The organism is Thioclava arctica (assembly GCF_040892615.1).
In the GTDB taxonomy this organism is placed as follows: Bacteria; Pseudomonadota; Alphaproteobacteria; order Rhodobacterales; family Rhodobacteraceae; genus Thioclava; species Thioclava arctica.
This window is the reverse complement of the sequence record NZ_JBFRYC010000001.1, coordinates 451032-466900: the sequence shown is the minus strand read 5'-3', so window position 1 is coordinate 466900 and position 15869 is coordinate 451032. Positions and strand designations below refer to the sequence as shown.

General features: G+C 60.1%; 16 protein-coding genes. 2 read left to right on the top strand and 14 right to left on the bottom strand.

Going from position 1 to position 15869, the window contains the following annotated elements:
* The first annotated feature begins 261 nt into the window (after nt 1-261).
* Nucleotides 262-783 (top strand): hypothetical protein, encoded by a 522-nt coding sequence (locus tag AB4874_RS02405; RefSeq protein ID WP_368390795.1) that lies wholly within the window; start codon nt 262-264, stop codon nt 781-783.
* Between the two features lie 191 nt (nt 784-974).
* Here AB4874_RS02405 and speB read toward each other — a convergent pair whose 3' ends face one another.
* Genes speB through AB4874_RS02370 form a run of 7 tightly spaced genes read right to left on the bottom strand, consistent with a single transcriptional unit; the run spans nt 975 to nt 6896 of the window.
* Nucleotides 975-1928, bottom strand: coding sequence for an agmatinase (gene speB / locus AB4874_RS02400; protein ID WP_438273430.1), 954 nt, complete (start codon nt 1926-1928; stop codon nt 975-977).
* A gap of 10 nt (nt 1929-1938) precedes the next feature.
* Nucleotides 1939-2709: a creatininase gene (locus AB4874_RS02395; RefSeq protein WP_368390793.1), complete on the bottom strand. Its 771-nt coding sequence runs from the start codon at nt 2707-2709 to the stop codon at nt 1939-1941.
* A gap of 11 nt (nt 2710-2720) precedes the next feature.
* Nucleotides 2721-3428 (bottom strand): SDR family NAD(P)-dependent oxidoreductase, encoded by a 708-nt coding sequence (locus tag AB4874_RS02390; RefSeq protein ID WP_368390792.1) that lies wholly within the window; start codon nt 3426-3428, stop codon nt 2721-2723.
* Nucleotides 3422-4177 (bottom strand): SDR family NAD(P)-dependent oxidoreductase, encoded by a 756-nt coding sequence (locus AB4874_RS02385; protein WP_368390791.1) that lies wholly within the window; start codon nt 4175-4177, stop codon nt 3422-3424. Before AB4874_RS02385 ends, AB4874_RS02390 begins: the two co-directional genes overlap by 7 nt.
* Nucleotides 4174-4962: an ABC transporter ATP-binding protein gene (locus tag AB4874_RS02380; protein ID WP_368390790.1), complete on the bottom strand. Its 789-nt coding sequence runs from the start codon at nt 4960-4962 to the stop codon at nt 4174-4176. The genes AB4874_RS02385 and AB4874_RS02380 overlap by 4 nt, the downstream gene beginning before the upstream one ends.
* Nucleotides 4962-5777, bottom strand: coding sequence for an ABC transporter permease (locus AB4874_RS02375; RefSeq protein ID WP_368390789.1), 816 nt, complete (start codon nt 5775-5777; stop codon nt 4962-4964). Before AB4874_RS02375 ends, AB4874_RS02380 begins: the two co-directional genes overlap by 1 nt.
* 57 nt (nt 5778-5834) lie before the next feature.
* The gene (locus tag AB4874_RS02370; RefSeq protein ID WP_368390788.1) at nt 5835-6896 is read right to left on the bottom strand and encodes an ABC transporter substrate-binding protein; all 1062 of its coding nucleotides are present in this window, start codon (nt 6894-6896) and stop codon (nt 5835-5837) included.
* A 122-nt stretch (nt 6897-7018) separates the two neighbouring features.
* Here AB4874_RS02370 and AB4874_RS02365 point away from each other — a divergent pair, with 122 nt between their 5' ends.
* On the top strand, nt 7019-7639 hold the full coding sequence (locus AB4874_RS02365) for a TetR/AcrR family transcriptional regulator (protein WP_368390787.1): 621 nt from the start codon (nt 7019-7021) through the stop codon (nt 7637-7639).
* A gap of 187 nt (nt 7640-7826) precedes the next feature.
* Here AB4874_RS02365 and AB4874_RS02360 read toward each other — a convergent pair whose 3' ends face one another.
* The 7 genes from AB4874_RS02360 to AB4874_RS02330 all read right to left on the bottom strand — a co-directional run bounded on the left by AB4874_RS02360 (nt 7827) and on the right by AB4874_RS02330 (nt 15785).
* Nucleotides 7827-9629, bottom strand: coding sequence for an ABC transporter ATP-binding protein (locus AB4874_RS02360; RefSeq protein ID WP_368390786.1), 1803 nt, complete (start codon nt 9627-9629; stop codon nt 7827-7829).
* Nucleotides 9626-10585 (bottom strand): acetamidase/formamidase family protein, encoded by a 960-nt coding sequence (locus AB4874_RS02355; protein WP_368390785.1) that lies wholly within the window; start codon nt 10583-10585, stop codon nt 9626-9628. The genes AB4874_RS02360 and AB4874_RS02355 overlap by 4 nt, the downstream gene beginning before the upstream one ends.
* A gap of 6 nt (nt 10586-10591) precedes the next feature.
* On the bottom strand, nt 10592-12217 hold the full coding sequence (locus tag AB4874_RS02350) for an ABC transporter substrate-binding protein (RefSeq protein WP_368390865.1): 1626 nt from the start codon (nt 12215-12217) through the stop codon (nt 10592-10594).
* 74 nt (nt 12218-12291) lie between these two features.
* Nucleotides 12292-13212 (bottom strand): ABC transporter permease, encoded by a 921-nt coding sequence (locus AB4874_RS02345; protein ID WP_038132514.1) that lies wholly within the window; start codon nt 13210-13212, stop codon nt 12292-12294.
* Nucleotides 13212-14099 (bottom strand): ABC transporter permease, encoded by an 888-nt coding sequence (locus AB4874_RS02340; protein WP_295530516.1) that lies wholly within the window; start codon nt 14097-14099, stop codon nt 13212-13214. Before AB4874_RS02340 ends, AB4874_RS02345 begins: the two co-directional genes overlap by 1 nt.
* A complete protein-coding gene (locus AB4874_RS02335) occupies nt 14077-14685 on the bottom strand; it encodes an ANTAR domain-containing response regulator (RefSeq protein WP_368390784.1) in 609 nt (202 codons plus the stop codon). Before AB4874_RS02335 ends, AB4874_RS02340 begins: the two co-directional genes overlap by 23 nt.
* On the bottom strand, nt 14682-15785 hold the full coding sequence (locus tag AB4874_RS02330; protein WP_295530522.1) for a transporter substrate-binding protein: 1104 nt from the start codon (nt 15783-15785) through the stop codon (nt 14682-14684). Before AB4874_RS02330 ends, AB4874_RS02335 begins: the two co-directional genes overlap by 4 nt.
* Between the last annotated feature and the right edge of the window lie 84 nt (nt 15786-15869).

The window sequence follows — 15869 nt, the reverse complement described above, 5'->3', positions numbered from 1 at the left end:
GATGTGCAAGAAAAGGGGTGCAGCGCGCGCAAGGACAAACGGGTTGCGCTGAGAACACCACGGAAGCGCTGCGGGGGCAAGTGTGGCGACAGGCACCCAAGACCCCGCATTTCTGGCGGCGCGCCGCGCAAAAACCAACTTCCGCGTGAGGCGCGCGCTGCGTGCATTGCTGCCAAAGCCTCACCTGGATAGGTTTGGGGCTGACGAAAATCGCAAGACCCCGTCCCCCGTCACAGACAGATCGAAAAGGGTAGAAACATCATGCGGATAGCTCTTGGCGGACTGATCGTGCTTAGCTGTATGTCTTGCGCAAACGCGCAGCAATCAGCGCCCCAGCCCTTTACCCGCCCCGATTATTCCGACAATCGCTCCAGCGCGGTTGATGTGATCAGATCCTATTACAACGCCATCAACCTGTCGCAATATGCCCGCGCCTATAGCTACAAACTGCGCGGCACGCCCGAGCTTGACGCAAACGCGCTTGCGGCGGATTACGCGAAATTTCGCGATGGATTTTCCGATACCGCGCATGTCTGGTTGAAGTTGGGCTTCGTGACATCGGACACCGCAATGAGCACGACCCATTACGCGGTGCCCGTGGTGATCGAGACCCTCTCGGATTCCGGCACGCGCCAAGCCTATGCCGGCTGTTATGATGTCGTGCGCGTATCAGCGGGCGTGCAGGATTTTGTGCCCTTCGATCCAATCCGGATTGCGGGTGGAACGCTGCACAAGATCAATGGCGACATGGCGTCGGCTGCGATGCCCAAGTGTCCCATCTGATTTCGCAATTTTCTGGACGGGCGCACGGCACGCTGCCTGTGAAGCAAGCGCCGTGACCATCAAAACCCGCCGAGCCACAACGCCTAGCCGTCGCCATGAGAAACCTTGTCACCGCAATTTCTCGTTGGTGAAAACATGACTGCCCAGAGATGCCATTTGCTACGGTATCGAATGCAAATTGCAGATTGACCTTAGCGGCGACGATCCACCAAATCAGCCATCACGCAAAGCAACTCGAACATCAGCGTCGCGCCGACAAGCGCCGTCATGCCCGCCAGATCGAACGGAGGCGCGACCTCGACCACATCAGCACCGATGATGTTCACCCCGGCCAATAGCCGAACCATCTCTTGCGCCTCGCGCGTGGTAAACCCGCCGATTTCAGGGGTCCCAGTGCCCGGCGCCATCGAAGGATCAATCGAATCCACATCGAAGGTGACATAGGTCGGGGCGTCCCCCACGATGGTACGCGCCTCAGCCATCACCTCGGCGACGCCGCGACGCACGAACTCTTCCATATAGATGATGCGGATGCCCTGAGCCTTGGCCCAATCATGCTCGCCCGGTTCATAAACCGATCCCCGGATGCCGATCTGCACAATCCGATGCGGGTCTAGCAGGCCTTCTTCGATGGCGCGCCGGAAGGGCGTGCCGTGAGTAAAGGGGTTGTCGCCGAAATAGCTGTCATTGGTGTCGGAATGCGCGTCGAAATGGATCAGCCCGACAGGCCCTGATTTGGCGAGGGCGCGCAACACCGGCAGCGTCGTCAAATGGTCGCCGCCACACGAGAGCGGCAGCGCACCGCTGGCCACGATCTTCGCCATCCCCGTCTCGATCAAATTCAACCCATCAAGCAGGTTAATCGGGTTCACCGGCAGATCCCCGACATCGGCAACATTGGCGATGCTGAACGGCGCTATGCCCGACGCATGATGCGCCGCGCGCATCAGGCTTGATTGATTGCGCACCTCGCGAGGGCCGTGACGCGCGCCCGCCCGATTTGTGGTGCCACCATCCCACGGAATGCCAACCAACGCGATATCAAGCCCCTCGGCCGTCGGCACGGCAGGCAGGCGCATGAAGGTCGAATGACCCGCAAAGCGGGGAACTTTTGCAGCGTCAACGGGCTGGTGAAAGGTCGTCATGGGCATATCCTCAGTTGAATTCTCGCGCAGCAGCGGCTGTGATGCCCGCCACGCAATCGGCGAGCAACAGTTCGCCATTCTCGGCCGATGACCCTTCGGTCAGCGACAGCACGCCCGAGGGTGGGACCTCGGCGCAAGGTTTGGGGAAGCGATCATAGGGCAGGAAGGCGGCGGGGCCGTCATGGCGTGCCTTGGACAGGTCCACCAACTCGGGGCGCAGCGCCATCATCATCGAGGTTTCCAGCACCGAGGCATGCTCCAGCTCGATCCCCGGATAGCCATTGGGGAAGATGCGATCCAGCGTTTCGGGGCGCACCATATCCCAATGATCGACGCGCAAAATGACAAGGTCCGCAGCGCGGTCGCGACCGATCGCATCCAGCGCCAGTTCGATCCCCTCAATCGTCGGACCGATATTTTCGTAATGCCCATTCACGGTGACGATCTTGCGCACGTTCTGGCGAAACAACTCGCAGATCACATCGCGCACGATCAGCGAAAACGTATGCGCACTCAGATTGAGCGTGCCGGGAAAGCCCGGCCCCCCGCCCGTCTTGGGCTGCGAGCGATTGCCATAAGCAACGGTGGGCAAGACCAGCCCGCCCAGTTCAGCCGCCGCACGTGCCGCAATCGCCGTGGGGATCACCACATCGACATTCAGCGCCATATGGCGACCATGCTGCTCGGTTGCGCCTAAGGGTAGAAAAACGGGCGCCCCGGCAGCAATGCGCGCCTCGACATCGGGCCAAGGAAGCTCTGCGTAAAATACACTATCTGTCATACTCTGATCCATTATGTCATGGCCGCGCCGCCATTGGCGCCAAGGCATTGCCCGGTAAAAAGGGTGGCTCCCGGCCCGGCCAGAAAGACCACCGCCGCGGCCACTTCTTCGGGGCGGCCAATGCGGCCAAGGGGGTTGTTGGTTTCCAAGGCCTTGCCCTCGGGGCTGAGGTTTTCGAAATCCAGCAGCGGTGTATCGGTGGGGCCCGGCGCGACTGCATTTACCAAAATGCGCGGCGCCAATTCGCGCGCCCAAGATCGGGTGGCCCCCAGCATCGCCGCCTTGGTGGCCGCATAGACAGAGCCCCCCGCGCGCCCCAGATAGGCCAGCTCCGATACGACATTGATGATCCGCCCGCCCTCGGGGAGATGTGCTAAAACCTCGCGCGCGACCAGCATTGGCGCGCGCAGATTGATGGTGGTCATCCGGTCGATATGATCGGCACTAAGATCGGCCAAGGACCGCTCTTCGAAGATGCCCGCATTGTTGATCAGAATGTCGATGCCACCCAAGCGTCGGGCCGCCTCGCCAATGGTGGTCTTGATCTGAGCCTCATTGACAAGATCACAGGGCAGGATCGCGATGTCGCCCTCGGACGCAACCAGATCAAGCCCGATCACCTTGGCCCCGGCATCGTGCAACGCCAAGGCGATGGCCCGCCCGATCCCGCTGGCGGCCCCCGTGACCAACGCGCGTTTGCCTTGCAACGGTTTCACCACGGCACTTCTCCTCGGTCCACGCCCAGCGACTGGCCAGTGATATTGCTGGCCAAGTCCGAGGCCAGAAACAGATAGGTCTGGGCCATATCGGGTGGCTCCATCAGCCCCGGCAGAGCCTGCCCGGCAACGATGCTATCCAACAACTCGGCCTCGTCCTCCCCTGACTCCGCAGCGATCCGGCCCAGAGAACGCATCGAGGCCTCGGTGCGCACCCAGCCGGGACAGACCGCGTTGACGCGAATGCCACGCGGCCCCAATTCGCGCGCCCAGGTCTTGGTCAGCCCGATGATCGCGTGTTTCGAGGCGACATAGGCGCCAAAGCCCGGCTCGGCGACCCGACCCCAGATTGAAGCCGTATTCACGATCGCGCCCCCCGCGCCCATGCGCGGCAAGGCTGCGGCGGTCACCAATGCCGTCCCGGTGACATTGATGTCGATCACCCGGCGAAACGCATCGCTGACCGCGTCAGAACCGTCACTGATGGGCGTCATCAGCTCCAAGCCGGCATTGTTGATCAGCACGTCGATCCGACCAAGCGGAGCCAGCGCTTCGGCAACCTGTCCCTTGTCAGAGATATCTGCCTGCGCCGATGTCGCGCCCAGTTCTGCCGCGCGCTCATGGATGGCGGCGTCATCGGCAATCAGATGTAGCTGCGCGCCCGCCTGCGCAAAGCCCTGTGCGATGCCAAATCCGATCCCGCGGCTTGAGCCGGTGATGACAACGCTGCGTCCGGAGAATGAGAGTGTCATCCGTGCTGCCCCTCTTCACGCATCATCCGCATGATCTTGCGCTCAATGTCGATATACCCCGGACATTCCAGCAACTCTTCCTTGCTGCGCAGTCGTTCTGCCGGTTTGAAATCGGGGATGATCTCTTCTTTGATCCGACCCGGATGGCTGGACAGAAAGACGATTTTATCCGCCAGAAAAATCGCCTCTTCGATGTCATGGGTCACGATGATCATCGTCGTTCCCGAGGCTTCGGCGACCTCGATCATCAATTCCTGCATCTGCCAGCGCGTTTCGGCATCCAGCGCGCCGAACGGTTCGTCCATTAGCAACACTTCGGGCGCATTCGCCAAGGTCCGCGCAATCGCCACCCGCTGACGCATCCCGCCCGAAAGCTGGGACGGATAGGTGTCGATGAACTTTGACAGCCCGACGAGACCAATGAAATGGGCTGCACGCTCGCGCCGTTCTTTGGCCGGGACGCCGTTGACCTTCATCCCGAACTCGACATTTTTGCCAACCGACATCCAGTCAAACGACGTGTAAGCCTGAAAGACCATCCCGCGTTCGCGCGCCGGGCCGTCAATCTCGGCCCCCTTCAGCGCGATCGTCCCGCTGCTTTGCGTCTCAAGCCCAGCGATCATCCGCAGAATGGTTGATTTGCCGCTACCTGATGGCCCCAGAAGGACACAGATCGAGCCCTTCTCAACCGCAAAAGAAACATTATCGACAGCCGTTAGAGACTGCCCTTTGGACAAGGCGAAGGTTTTCGAGACGTTATTAATCTGAAGCAAAGGTTGAGACATCAGCGCACCTCTTGAAGATAGGGAAAGAGGCGGCGGTGCAGGATCGCGAAGGCTTTGTCGAAAATAAGCCCCAAGACACCGATCACGATGATACCCGACAGGATTTCGTCGGTATGCAGAAAGCGACGTGCACGCATCATCATCGCGCCGATACCCGTGGTTGAGGCGACGATCTCGGCGATCACCAGATAGGTCCAGACCACGGCCAACATCTGGCGCATCGCCGTCAGGATATTGGGGGCAACGGCGGGCAGCATCACGCCAAAGACGGTGGCCCACCGCCCGGCCCCCAGCGTAAGAGCCGTTTCAATCAACTCTTTGCGAATTTCTTTGGTGTGATCCGCGATCAGCGTGATGAGAAAGAAGATCACGCCCAGAAACAGCAGCGCCAGTTTCGGCGCCTCACCGGTGCCAAACCACATCAGCAGGATCGGAATGAACGAGGGCGCGGGCAGATAGCGCCAGGCTGATACGAACGGCGCAAAGATCGCATCGACCGCCGGAAAGGCCCCCATCGCCACCCCCAGCGGTATGGCCACAAGGCAGGCCAGCGTAAACGACACAAGAACGCGCATCATCGAGATCAGAACATCGCTACCAAAACCGCTAGCGAACAGGCGAACAGTCGCACTCAGGACATCGCCGGGTGCCGGAACCAGAAGCGGGTTCACCCAATGCAAGCTGGTCGCGAGGATCCAGATGCCAAAGAACCCGGCCCAAATCCCGATCGCCGAGATCAGCATTTGGCGCGATGACACCGGCATGCGCACCTGTAAGAATTTGGGCTTGCGCCGGGTTGGAAACTTTTGCCGCATGATGGGCTCCCGCAAGGGCCCCTCGACCGAAGTCGAGGGGAGGTAACTGACAAAGGGTTACTCAGTCGCTTGGAAGGACTGGCGATAGCCGGATTTGACCAAGTCGCCCATCAAGGAACAATCAATGCCGACAGCCGGATCGATCGTGTTCTTCATAAGGCCAAGCTTGATCCACCATTCGTTGGTCAGTGCCACCGATCCGGCCATTGAGCCATTGGGCAATCCAAAAGGCGGCGCCCCATCAAGAACGCCACAGGTGCGCGCCGATTCATCGAAATCAAACATATAGATGCCGCCCGAAAGGCTTTTGCCATTGGTGCCAATCACCGAGGCCACATCTGCAGCCGGCCATTGCAGATATTCGGCGATCATCTGGTTGGTCTCTTCGACATTCGCATGCCAGTAGGCGCGGGCATCCCACTCGGCCTTCAGCACGGCCAATGCCGCGGGACGGTTCTTGGCGATGAAGTCTTTGTTCATGAAAAGCGAATCCATGAAAATGCCGGTCTTGAGCATTTCCGGATCCGTGGTGTCGACGATTGACTTGGTGCCAGGTGCGGCCTCGATCACCTTTGAGATCCACGGCTCATACATATAGGCCGCAGCAAGGTCACCCGAGAGCATCGGCCCCACGGCCTCATCCGCGTTCAGGTTCACCCAATCCACATCGCCCGGCGCTATGCCCTCGCGGTCCAGCCACAGCCCCATCAGCAATTGACCAATATAGGCTTGCGGTGCGGCGACCTTCTTTCCCTTAAGCGTCTCTGGCGTCATCCCGGCGGCAAGAACCACGTGATCAACACCGTAAGACGGGTTGAGATAGGCGACGTTGACTTCATTCAGGCCCGCATCGACGGCAACGGGGATATAATCCGCCGTGCAGCCATAGACGTCGATCTGCCCCGCCGCGAGCGCAGCGTGCCCACCCAGCGGATCCTCGAAGTTCACGATGTTCAGGTCATAGCCGGGAATCAGGTTTTTCTGCTTGGCTACGTCCATCATGGCATAGCCCGGCCAAGATACGCAGATTCCGACATTGATGGTTTCGTTTGCCTGCGCAGCAGCAGCGCTGCCCAACATGGCGCTGGCGATCGACAGGGCGAAGGTGAGTTTACGCATGATCAGCTCCCAGATGCGGTTACTCGAAAAAATATACGCAACAAAATTTTTTAGTCTACTAAAAATTTCACATCACTAAAATTTAGGTTGCATTTCCCGCCGCACATCTCGAAAATACGCCTATGGAACGATCACAAACATTGAGCCTGCGAGAGCGGCAAAAAGAGGGCAGACGCGCGCGCATCATCGCCGCGGCCAAAAGCCTTTTCGTTGAGGCTGGGCTGGACAATATCACTATCGAAGCGATTGCCGAGATTGCCGGTGTCTCAAGCGTCACGGTGCATAATTACTATGGCACCAAATCAGGCGTGCTCCTTGCACTGGTCGCCGAAAGTGACCGCGAGCTTCTTGAAACGCTTGATCGAAATCTGGCGGACCCACCGCCCGATCTGGTTAATCTTGTGCTGCGGTTCTTTACGCTCATCTGCGACCACACGCTGACGCATCTCGATAAACCTGTTTGGCGACAGGTAATTTCGGCGTCCATCAGCGGAACCGAGCCTCGTTTCAGCAAGCTTTACCGTGAGCTTGACCACCGTCTGGCCTCGGTTTTGATCCGCGAGATTGAGAATATGAAAGCGGCAGGGAGGCTTGATGACGACACCAATTCGATCCATCTCGGTTGGGCGCTATTCAACTTGCAAAACGCTCGCTTCATCGAGTTCATCGCCTCCGACAGTAAGCATCAGGATCAGGCATTGCGGGATTTGCGCAACGATCTGAACGCCTTGCTACCTCGCTAGGAGCCAGATTTTTAAGGCCTTCGCGTCTGAAACGCGAAGACCCGTGCAGAAAGTGGACGGACTTCTACAGTCACGATTGACGCTATTGGGCATATGGCGGGGCACACCCCGTTTTGGCCAAGCCGCGCCAACATAATGCGCCCCACCAAATCAGCAGATTCAAAGAGCCGTCATTAAACCCGAACGCTTACTTAGCCAGTGACAACGCGTCAGCGACCAGATGCCCGTCACCGACATTGCGCAACGCCATCCGCGCGGGACTGGCACCCAACTTGTAAATCGGGCTTGGGATTTCTGAGGCAAGACGCGCAACGGGCGGGCGGGAATAGGTCGGATCGGGCACCGGAACTGCCGCCATAAGGCGCTTGGTATAGGGATGGCGCGGATCACCAAAAATCTGCGCCCGTGTGCCCATTTCGACGATCTGGCCCATATACATCACCGCCACCCGGTCCGAGATATTCTCGACCACCGCCATATCGTGGCTGATGAACAGATAGGCGATGCCAAATTCACCCTTGAGCGCATCAAGGAGATCCAGCACCCGCGCCTGCACTGACACATCCAGCGCCGAGACGCTTTCATCGGCGATGATCAGCTTGGGTTGCAGCGCAAGGGCGCGCGCGATGCAGATGCGCTGGCGCTGGCCGCCGGAAAACTCGTGGGGATAGCGATCAAGGTGATCGGGGGCCAGTCCGACGCGTTCGAACAGTTCCGCCACGCGATTACGGCGTTGCTCGGGTGTGTCGATCGCGTGAATAACCAGCGGCTCTGCCACCAGATCGCCCACCCGCATACGTGGGTCTAGCGCGGCCATCGGGTCTTGAAAAACGATCTGAACATCGCGCCGTAACGCTTTCATATCCTTGCCGTTTAACCCACCAAGCGTATGGCCCGCCACCTCGATGCGGCCCTGATGCGGCACCAGCCCGACCAGCGCTTTGGCAATGGTGGATTTCCCACAGCCAGACTCGCCGACAAGCGAAAACGTCTCGCCCGCGCGGATATCAAAGCTGACATTTTCGACCGCATGCACCCGGTGCGTGACCCGCGACAAGATTCCGCCGCGAATGTCAAAGCGCACCTGCACATCGCGCAGGCTGGCCACGATGTCCGTTTGCGCATCGTCTAAACTAGCCCCGCTACCATCGCCCATGCGCGGCACGGCAGCCAAAAGATCGCGGGTATACTGGGCGCGCGGGGTGGCGAAAATATCGTTCACCGCGCCCTGTTCAACAGCGCGGCCCTGCTGCATCACAATCACCCGCTCGGCCATCTCGGCCACCACGCCCATGTCATGGGTGATCAGGATAATCGCGGTGCCCATTTCGCGTTGCAGATCGCGCAAAAGGTCTAGCACCTCGCGCTGCACGGTTACATCAAGCGCGGTTGTGGGTTCGTCCGCAATCAGCACATCCGGGCGCAAGGCCAGCGCCATTGCAATCATCACCCGCTGACGCATTCCGCCAGACAATTCATGCGGATATTGCGTCATCCTGCGTTCCGGCTCGGAAATGCGCACCGCTTTGAGCGCCTCAAGTGCTCGTGCCGCAGCCTCGCTCTTGGAGATCGGCTCGTGGGCGCGAATGGCCTCGGTCAGTTGTAGCCCTATGCTCAGCACAGGGTTGAGCGAGGTCATCGGCTCTTGAAAAATCATCGCGATACGATCGCCGCGAATGGCGCGCATCTTGGTCTCGGGCAGCGCCGTCAGATCGGTACCATTGAGCGTGATCGCCCCGGCACTGACGCGCAGCGCAGGTGGCGGCAACAGCCCCATGATCGCGAGCGATGTCAAAGACTTGCCAGAGCCGCTTTCACCCGCAATGGCGATGGTTTCGCCACGCGCAAGGGTGAAACTCAGATCACTGACCAAGGCCCGCTCGACGCCCTCGGCGCGCACGGAAATCGTCAGCCCCGCAACCTCAAGAACGGTCGGGGCGACATCTGGGGCCGACACGGCCCCAGACTGAACTGTAGGGTTCTGGTTCATTCGAAGACACATCTCGGGAAATAGAAGCTGACAACCCAGTTGGGCATATCGACGATCTCGGAGATCCGCAGATCGCCACAGGTCGAGACCAGCATATAGGCATCAACCGGGGCCATGCCGCGCTGCGCACAGAGCAGATCGACCATACCTGCCACCGCGTCGCGCGCCGCAGACATCAGGTCGGGGCCAATGCCCGTCGTGACCTCATAGCCCGCGCCGTCAAGATGACGCGTAACCGGGCCCGGCGTGGTGAAGCGCGGGAATTTCAGCGGCTCGTTCTTGATCACATCAAAGCTGAGCACGGTGTTCATCGGGCTTTCAATCGCGGTGCCGCAGACCTCTCCATCGCCCTGCGCGGCATGGGTATCGCCGACCGAAAACAGCGCGCCCTCGACCTCGACGGGCAGATAAAGCGTGGTGCCCGCCGCCAGATCACGGATATCAAGATTGCCGCCTACGCGCCGGGGCGGCACGATGGAATGCAGCCCGGCCTCGGCAGGGGCGACCCCGATCGTGCCGCAAAACGGCTTGAGCGGCACCTTGCCCTCGCGTCCCCACAGCGCCTTATCAGGCGATGCGGCATCATATTTCCAGATCGTCAGCGCAGGGTCGGTGAACTGATCGGCCAACAGCCCGAAGCCGGGAATATTGGCCGTCCAGCCCCAAGCGGACCCCTCGGCCTCACGCGGGGTGAAGCTGTCGATCGTTACTTTTAGCACATCACCGGGCATAGCGCCGTCAACATAGATCGGCCCGGAGACCGGGTTGATCTTGCCGAAATCCAGCGTTGCAACATCGGCCACGGTCGAGGACGGGCCAAGCTGACCGGCTGAACTATCATGGCAGTAAAATTCGATGGTCGATCCCGGGGCTACCGTCTCGGCCGGGACAAGCGAATTGTCCCAGCCGAAATGGTGTTGTGCGCCATGGATCGTGTAGTCACAGGCTTTGCACATGTTCTCTCACTTCGTCACATAAACATAATCATAGTTGACCGGAATCGAGACCGGATCGACGTAGAGGTTGTCTGCCCCGCCCATCCGTTCAGATTTCATGGTGTAGCGCTGCTCGTTAAAGACCGGCACCCATGGGGCTTGCTCCATCACCTTGGCATAGACATCCGACCACATCGCAAGACGCTTGGGATCGGCGGGATCGGTAAAGCTGTCGGCCTTGGTGGCCTCGGCGTCAATCTCGGGGTCGCAGAATTTCGACCAGTTCCAGCCGCCCTCGCCCGCGCCCGCACAGCCCAGGATCGGGCCGTAGAAGTTCGAGGGATCGGGGAAGTCGGCAATCCACGCCATGCCGCCCGACCAGATCATCGGCGCTTTGCCCGCGCCACCCGCCTCGATCACATTGGCCTGAGCCAGCGATTTGATTTCGGCGGTAATACCAATCGCCTTCAGATCCTGCTGGATCGCCTGCGCGATGCGCGGATTGGGATCGGTGTTCATGACGTAAAGCTCGGTCGTGAATCCATCGGCAAACCCGGCCTCGGCCAGCAGTTTTTTGGCGGCGGCATCGTCAAAGGAATAGCCTTTGTAATCTTTGATATAGCCGGGCATCGAGGGCGGCAGCGGCTGATTGGCCGGGATCGCTCGCCCGTTGATCATCTGCGTGATGCGCTTCTTGTTGATCGCCATATTGACCGCTTCGCGCACCTTGAGATTGTCAAAGGGCGGCATTTTGACATTGAGCGTGATATAACCGGTCTGCAGCTGACCGCCCTCGACCACGCGGGCTTTTTCGGCGGGGTTGTTCATGACCTCTTCGAATTTCGCAGGCGGAATGCCATCGCCGGGCACGTCTACCTCGCCCTTTTGCAAGCGCAGCAGCGCCACGATGGGCTCTTGACCGACTTCAAAGGTGATCTGGTCGAGATAAGGTACGCCCGCGCGCCAGTAATCGGTGTTCTTGGCAAAGACCAACTGCTGCCCGATGGTCCAATCCGCCAGCTTGTAGGCGCCGGTGCCAACGGGGTGTTTGCCGAAATCGGCGCCCCATTTCTCGACCGCTTCTTTCGGCACGATCGAGGCGAAATTCAGCGCCATCACATGCAGGAAGGTCGCATCGGGACGGCTGAGCGTGATCTTGACGGTCGCAGAATCCACCACCTCGACACCGCTAAGTTCGCTGGCCGAGCCATCCGCCATCGCGTCATAGCCCATGATCGAGCCAAAGAAGCCCGCGCCGGGCGATTGCGTGGCCGGGTTGGTGACCCGATCAAGCGAGTATTTCACATCCTCGGCGGTCATCTCGCGCCCATTGTGGAATTTCACGCCGGGACGCAGGTGAAAGGTAAAGGTCATCCCGTCATCAGAGACGTCATAGCTTTCGGCCAGCCCCGGGCGCAGCTCGGTCGTGCCGGGGACGTAATCCATCAGCCCGTCAAACAGCGATTTGATCATCGACCAGTTCTGCCAGTCATAGCCGATCGCGGGATCAAGCGTGGCCACGTCATCCTTGTAGGTGACGATGATATTGCCGCCGGGCTTGGCATTGGGGTCGGGCTGGTAATCTTGCGCCAGCGCGGCACCGGCGAATGACAGCGACACCGCCAGCGCGCTTGTCGTCAGCATGGTTTTCATCAGGCTCATTTTTCTCTCCGTCTGTTGAACGTTTCTTGCAGTCTTGCCCCGTTTGGCCGGGGGTCTGGTTGCGATCAGCGCAGCTTGATGCGCGGATCGATGAAGGGGGTGATCATGTCGGCAATCAGGTTGCCCAGCACGATGGCGCAGGCCGAAACCAGCGTGACGCCCATGATGATCGGGATGTCCACGCGCTGGATCGCCTGCCAGGCGAGCTGGCCGATGCCCGGCCAGCCAAAGACGCTTTCGACGACGACGATGCCCGACATGAAGATGCCGATATCAATGCCGATCATCGCGATAATGGGCAAAATGGCGTTGGGCATGGCGTGCAACACCAGCACGCGCGACCGGCGCAGCCCCTTGGCGCGCGCGGTGCGAATATAGTCTGAGCGCAGCACGTCGATCATGCTTGATCGCATCATCCGGCTATACCAACCCGACCCCATGATCCCCAGCGTCAGTGCGGGCAGCACAAGGTTGGAAAAGCTGCCATAGCCGCCGATTGGGAACCAGCTTAGCTTGACCGCAAAGACATAGAGCAGCAGCAGGCCTACCACGAATTGCGGCGCAGACACCGCTACGAAAGAGGTGATCATCAGCGTCTGATCCAACGCGCCGCCACGCCGGATTGCGGCGATGATGCCCAGTGTCAAACCGATCACCAACTCGGCCACGATAGCGCCCAGCATCAACAGCAGCGTAGCAGGCAAGCGCGCCATGATCAGCGTGGCGACATCTGTCTTTTGCAGGTAGCTGCGCCCCATGTCGCCCTGCACCAATCCGACCAGATAGCGCCAGTATTGCACCACGAACGGCTGATCGAGCCCCAACTGATGGCGGATATTCTCGACCGTCTGCGCGGTGGCGGACCGTCCCGCAATCTGACGCACCGGGTCGGCGGGCAGTACGTAGAGCAGGAAGAAGGTGATGAAGGACACACCCAGCAGGATCAGCGCGGCCTGAATCAGGCGGCGGGCAAGATAGGCCAGCATTACGAACGCCCCCTTTGCGTCGGGTCGAGCACATCACGCAGCGCATCGCCCACAAGGTTGAAGGCCAGCGCCAGCAACAAGATCGCAGCGCCCGGAATAAACACGAGCCAAGGTGCGGCCTGAAAATAGGTCTGGTTTTCGAAGATGATGTTGCCCCAGCTTGGCGTTGGGGGCTGCACGCCGACGCCAAGGTAGCTGAGCGTGGCCTCCAGCAGCACCGTGGTCGAAATCCCCAGCGTGCCCCAAACGATGATCATCGGCACGAGATGGGGCAGGATATGGCGAAACAGGATGCGCGCCGTTCCCGCGCCCAGCGTCTTTTCAGCCGCGACGAATTCGCGCTCGGCCAGCGCCGAGGTTTCAGTATAGACCACACGTGCCGTCTGCACCCAGTTCACCAGCGCGATCACCATCGCCACGATCCACAGAGAAGGCGTGAAAATCGCTGCAAGACAAATTGCCAGCAATAGCGCGGGAAATGCCATCATCAGATCGGTGAAGCGCATCAGCACCGCGCCAATCCAACCGCGGAAATATCCCGCCGTGACACCAATCAAGGTACCGATAATCAGCGACAGTCCATTGGCGACCACCCCGATAATCAGTGAGGTGCGCGCGCCATACAGGATGCGCGAGAACAGATCGCGCCCCAACAAATCGGTGCCCAGCCAAAACTGTGCCCCCGGCGGCATCGGCGCGCCTTCCAGCGTGAGCCCGTCAAACATTTGCTCTTGTGGCTGATAGGGCGCAATCCAGGGCGCAAATATCGCTCCGCCGACAACGACCGCAATCAACGCCAACCCCAACAGGGCCAGCTTGCGTCCCAGCAAACGACGCCAAGCGCTTTGCGGGCCAGTCGCACCCTTAGCCAAGGTCAGATCGGTCATTTGTACCCCCTTGCGCATCGTGGCTGGCAACAACGCGGCGCGCGCCATCTTCAAAACTCACCCGCCACGCCATCGCCATCTGGCGCAGCTGGTCATAGGCTTCGGACTCGGATTTGCCGCGCGCGGCAAGCAACGTGACCGCGCGCACGACAGTTTGGCGCTCATCAAGGCGGCGGCGCAGATCGGCGATCTCGGCGGATAAGGACTGGCGCGCCTCAAAGGCGATGCGGGCAATCAGGAGCGCCGAATAGGCCCCACCATCGCCTACAGGTTTGAGCAGTTGCGCATGCGCGCCCGTCTCAAGCGACCACTCGATGCGTCCGGGCGCTTCTGAGCCGATCAACGCAATCATCGGCATTGGGCTTTGCCCGGTAGGCCAGGGAAATTGCGCGTCATACCCTTGATCGGCATCAAAAAAGACGAAATCCCCCGACAGCGCTTCGGCGGGCAGTTCGGGCCAGCACTGAACCACATCCAACCCGATTGCGCGCAATTGCCGATCCAGCGCTTGCAGCGTGGGATGAGGACGGTGCAGCACATAGACGCGCGCACCGCCCAAAACGGGAATGCGAATGCGCCTTGTCATGACACCACCCGTAAGCTGGAAGCCCCCTGCAAGATCGCCTCGCGCCCATGTGCGAGGTAGGGATCGCCCGCCACCGGCGCAAAGCGTTCACGCGGGACGAATGCGCCGTTTTCGACCTGCGCGATCAGCACGGGAAGCTGCGTGTGATGGGTGGCCAGATCGATCCCTTCGCTGCCACCGGGCGCATGAGCCAGAAGCTGCGACAGGCTTTCCCGCGCCGCCCCTGCATGCCCCGACAGCAAGCGCGCCAGTCGATGCACCGCTGAATAGGCCGCCGCCTCATGCGAGGAGCCGAAATTCTGTCCGCCATCGGGCCAGCCCTGCACACCACGAAAATAAGGCCCCGCCGCCACCAGCCCTTCGGCAGCATCGGGATGGATCGCGGGCAATTCGCATTCGGTCAGGTTGCACGACAGGATCGGGCACGTCTCGGGGCGGAAATGCGCATCCTCCTGACCCAGACGGTGATAGGCCTCAAGGAACGCATATTGCGACGGGCCAATCAGGTTATTGAGCACGAAATCAGGACGTGTGGCGCGGATCTCGGCAATCAGGCGCTCGATTTCCAGCGCGCCAAGCGGCAAGTAACGCTCGCCCAGCACCTCGCCACCCGCACCCGAAATCACCTCGCGGGCGAGGCGGTTCATCTCCCAGCCCCAGATGTAATTCGACCCCATCAGGTAGCCCCGCCGCCCCAGCCGCGCAAAGGCCCAGCCCAGCAGCGGCAACAGGTGCTGGTTCGGGCAGGCATGGGTGTAAACCACGTGATCGGAGGCCTCGAACCCCTCGTAAGGAATGGTGTACCACAGCGTGCCGCCCGCGCGTTCGAGCGTCGGGATGACCTCTTTGCGACTCCATGAGGTAACGCAGCCGATCACATGACGCGCCGAACTTTGGTTCAAAATTTCCTCGCAAAGCGGGCCGTAAGCATCGGCATTGCCCTGCGGGTCGCGCTCGACAGCAACGAAACTAAGCGGCATGTCGGGATCGGCGTTGATCTTGGCAATCGCGCCCAATACGCCGCTGCGGCAGGCCTCGGAGATCAGCGAATAGCTTCCCGACCTCGAGTAAAGCAAACCCAGTTCAATGCGTTCTTTCATGACGTTCCTTCGACTTGTCGAAACTCCAAAAATGCAAAACGCCCCGCTGACCGACCGCTGAAAAGCGGAGTCAAAGCGAGGCGC

Coding starts and splice junctions, on each gene's coding strand:
- AB4874_RS02395 (WP_368390793.1), bottom strand. CDS start 2,709: ATGACAGATAGTGTATTTTACGCAGAGCTTCCTTGGCCCGATGTCGAG.
- AB4874_RS02370 (WP_368390788.1), bottom strand. CDS start 6,896: ATGCGTAAACTCACCTTCGCCCTGTCGATCGCCAGCGCCATGTTGGGC.
- AB4874_RS02380 (WP_368390790.1), bottom strand. CDS start 4,962: ATGTCTCAACCTTTGCTTCAGATTAATAACGTCTCGAAAACCTTCGCC.
- AB4874_RS02360 (WP_368390786.1), bottom strand. CDS start 9,629: ATGAACCAGAACCCTACAGTTCAGTCTGGGGCCGTGTCGGCCCCAGAT.
- AB4874_RS02345 (WP_038132514.1), bottom strand. CDS start 13,212: ATGCTGGCCTATCTTGCCCGCCGCCTGATTCAGGCCGCGCTGATCCTG.
- AB4874_RS02330 (WP_295530522.1), bottom strand. CDS start 15,785: ATGAAAGAACGCATTGAACTGGGTTTGCTTTACTCGAGGTCGGGAAGC.
- AB4874_RS02350 (WP_368390865.1), bottom strand. CDS start 12,217: ATGAAAACCATGCTGACGACAAGCGCGCTGGCGGTGTCGCTGTCATTC.
- AB4874_RS02340 (WP_295530516.1), bottom strand. CDS start 14,099: ATGACCGATCTGACCTTGGCTAAGGGTGCGACTGGCCCGCAAAGCGCT.
- AB4874_RS02375 (WP_368390789.1), bottom strand. CDS start 5,777: ATGCGGCAAAAGTTTCCAACCCGGCGCAAGCCCAAATTCTTACAGGTG.
- speB (WP_438273430.1), bottom strand. CDS start 1,928: ATGACGACCTTTCACCAGCCCGTTGACGCTGCAAAAGTTCCCCGCTTT.
- AB4874_RS02385 (WP_368390791.1), bottom strand. CDS start 4,177: ATGACACTCTCATTCTCCGGACGCAGCGTTGTCATCACCGGCTCAAGC.
- AB4874_RS02355 (WP_368390785.1), bottom strand. CDS start 10,585: ATGTGCAAAGCCTGTGACTACACGATCCATGGCGCACAACACCATTTC.
- AB4874_RS02335 (WP_368390784.1), bottom strand. CDS start 14,685: ATGACAAGGCGCATTCGCATTCCCGTTTTGGGCGGTGCGCGCGTCTAT.
- AB4874_RS02405 (WP_368390795.1), top strand. CDS start 262: ATGCGGATAGCTCTTGGCGGACTGATCGTGCTTAGCTGTATGTCTTGC.
- AB4874_RS02365 (WP_368390787.1), top strand. CDS start 7,019: ATGGAACGATCACAAACATTGAGCCTGCGAGAGCGGCAAAAAGAGGGC.